Below are 2,665 nucleotides of genomic sequence, written 5' to 3' on the forward strand. Positions count from 1 at the left end.
ATGCAAAAGTATCAGGGTCTTCTTGCGTATACGAAGGTTCTCATATTTTTGATCATGCTAGGGTTTATGGAAAAGCGCTTGTCTACAAAAATGTCAAGATTTATGGCAATGCCCGTGTTTATGAGAATGCTCGTATTTATGAAAAAGCAGAAATTTATGATGATGCGTGTGTTTCTAATAGGTCTATTATTGAAGAGGGTGTAAAAATCTCTGGCAACGCTGTAATTAATGGCAAGCAAAAGATTTGTGATGATACTGATGGTAGTGAACAAAGCACAAACAAAGCAGCGTAAATAAAATAACGGCGCGGGGGGCTGCTTTATAGCAAAAAAGCCGCGTCCTTTAAGACACGGCTTTTATTTGGAAGTATATACATTTTACACTAAACACATATCACACAAAACGTGTAAAAACGCAAGCCTTAATACATAAAAACCGTATCAAAATGAATTGATACGGCTTTTATATTGAAAACACTTAAAACCACATAGGATTAATAAAAATATTTTTTACATATTCTGTGTATAAACGCAAGTATATTTTCTCTCAATTTGCATCTTAAAATGTATCATGCTACCATTAATTCGCAACGTCATAATGGCGTTGTATTTTAACCGTTCTTTAGGTTAAAACAATATTCCTCTTTAAAGATATCACAAAAGCCGTGCCTTAAATGACACGGTTTTTTTGTGTCTTAACGCTTGTAACTTTATACATAATGTACTATATTTTATATACAACTTGAGAAATTGTGAAAGCCTTGTTATGTATTTACGTAACAGGGCTTTCTTTTATACTAGAGGCTAGTTTTTTCTATTCAATTTAAATGCATTAAAGCCGTGCCAATTTCTTGACACGGCTTCTGTTTTGCAATGCATGACTGTTATCTTGTTATTCGAAAGTTACGAACATCTCTTTATTGCACAAAACGTATCAAAACGCAAGCTGTTAAGTAAAATAAAAATGGGATTCACACTGTAGATTCAGTGGTTTATAATTATCATTTATCAAATCAATTTAAATCATAATGAATAAAATGAACGCTGTTAATTTACCTTCTTTTCAAACAGAAGAACAATCTTCTTTTCGCCAACTTCCCCATAATATTGAAGCTGAAAAAGCTTTGCTGGGTGCTATCATTATCAATAATAATGCTCTTGATAGCGTTTCTGATTTTTTAAAAGCAGAGCATTTTTTTGAACCGTTGCATCAAAAGCTTTTTGATATCATTTCACAAATTATTCAAAAGGGAAGAATTGCAGACCCGATTACCATTAAGCCCTTTGTTGAAAATGATGCGAAAATTGGTGACATCACTGTATATAATTACGTGGTGCGTTTAGCTAAAGAAGCTGTAACAATCATTAATACTAAAGATTATGGAAGCGTCATTTATGATCTTTTTATCCGCCGCTCTTTAATTAACCTTGGCACTCAAGTTGCCAATACAGCTTTTGATGCGCCTCTAGAGTTCACACCTTCCCAACAAATTGAAACGATTGAAAATCAGTTATTTGAGCTAGCCGAGAAAGGAAAATATGGGGGTGGTTTTGAAAACTTTGATACAGCCATTGCAAAAGCACTTAACATGGCAAGCGCTGCGAAAAAGCGTTCCTCACAGCTTTCAGGGATAGCTACCCATATCAAAACCCTTGATGAAAAAATGGGGGGGTTACAAGCATCTGATTTGATTATCCTTGCGGGGCGCCCTGCTATGGGGAAAACCTCTCTGGCTACTAATATTGCTTTTAATATTGCCAATGCTTGCAAGCGTCATGATAACAGCCAAGCCAATGAAGGGGGTATTGTTGGTTTCTTCTCACTTGAGATGTCAACTGAACAGCTTGCAACTCGTATTATCTCAGAGCAAATAAAGGTTTCTTCTTCTGATATGCGCCGTGGTAATATCTCAGAAGAGCAATTTGCAAAAATTATTCACGCAATGCGTTCCTTACAAACAATCCCTCTTTATATTGATCAAACGGGTGGGGTGTCTATTGCACAATTGTCCGCTCGTGCAAGGCGTCTTAAACGACAACATGGTCTAGATGTCTTGATTATTGATTATATCCAACTCATGACAAGCGGTTCAAAGCGTTCATTAGAAAATCGCGTTCAAGAAATTACAGCCATTACCATGGGACTTAAAGCACTTGCAAAAGAACTCAATATTCCCATCATTGCTCTGTCACAACTTTCGCGTCAAGTTGAAAACCGAACCGATAAACGTCCACAACTCTCCGACTTACGTGAATCTGGTTCAATCGAGCAAGATGCCGACATTGTTCTGTTCGTTTATCGTGAAGAATATTATCTCAAAAATGAAGAACCCAAAGAAGGCACTGCTGAGTATAGCAAATGGCAAGAGGCAATGGAGCAAGCCAAGGGCAAAGCCGAGGTTATTATAGCAAAACAACGCCATGGTCCGACAGGAATCGTTCCCCTTGCCTTTCAATCCGATTTTACACGCTTTAGTGATTTAGCACATAATGTAATACTTTAAATAATTGTTATTAGATAACTGAAAATATTGTAAAAACACATAAAGTATGTTATGATCTTTACATCATTTAATGGAACTTACAAATATGCTTAATAAAGTGATTTTAATTGGCTATTTAGGTGCTAATCCAGAAAGCAAAACAATGTCATCTGGCATCGAGGT

General features: G+C 36.2%; 1 protein-coding gene and 2 pseudogenes. All 3 read left to right on the forward strand.

The window, feature by feature from the left end; genetic code table 11:
• Nucleotides 1–293, forward strand: a pseudogene (locus ACFIMQ_RS09130) (hypothetical protein); the annotation flags it as partial.
• A 734-nt stretch (nucleotides 294–1,027) separates the two neighbouring features.
• Nucleotides 1,028–2,503, forward strand: a complete 1,476-nt coding sequence (locus ACFIMQ_RS09135) for a replicative DNA helicase (protein WP_375703903.1) — start codon at nucleotides 1,028–1,030, stop codon at nucleotides 2,501–2,503.
• A gap of 85 nt (nucleotides 2,504–2,588) precedes the next feature.
• Nucleotides 2,589–2,665 (forward strand): annotated as a pseudogene (locus ACFIMQ_RS09140) (single-stranded DNA-binding protein); the annotation flags it as partial.

This window comes from Bartonella sp. AD13SXNS, from assembly GCF_042196465.1.
Taxonomy (GTDB): domain Bacteria; phylum Pseudomonadota; class Alphaproteobacteria; order Rhizobiales; family Rhizobiaceae; genus Bartonella.

Coding starts and splice junctions, on each gene's coding strand:
- ACFIMQ_RS09135 (WP_375703903.1), top strand. CDS start 1,028: ATGAATAAAATGAACGCTGTTAATTTACCTTCTTTTCAAACAGAAGAA.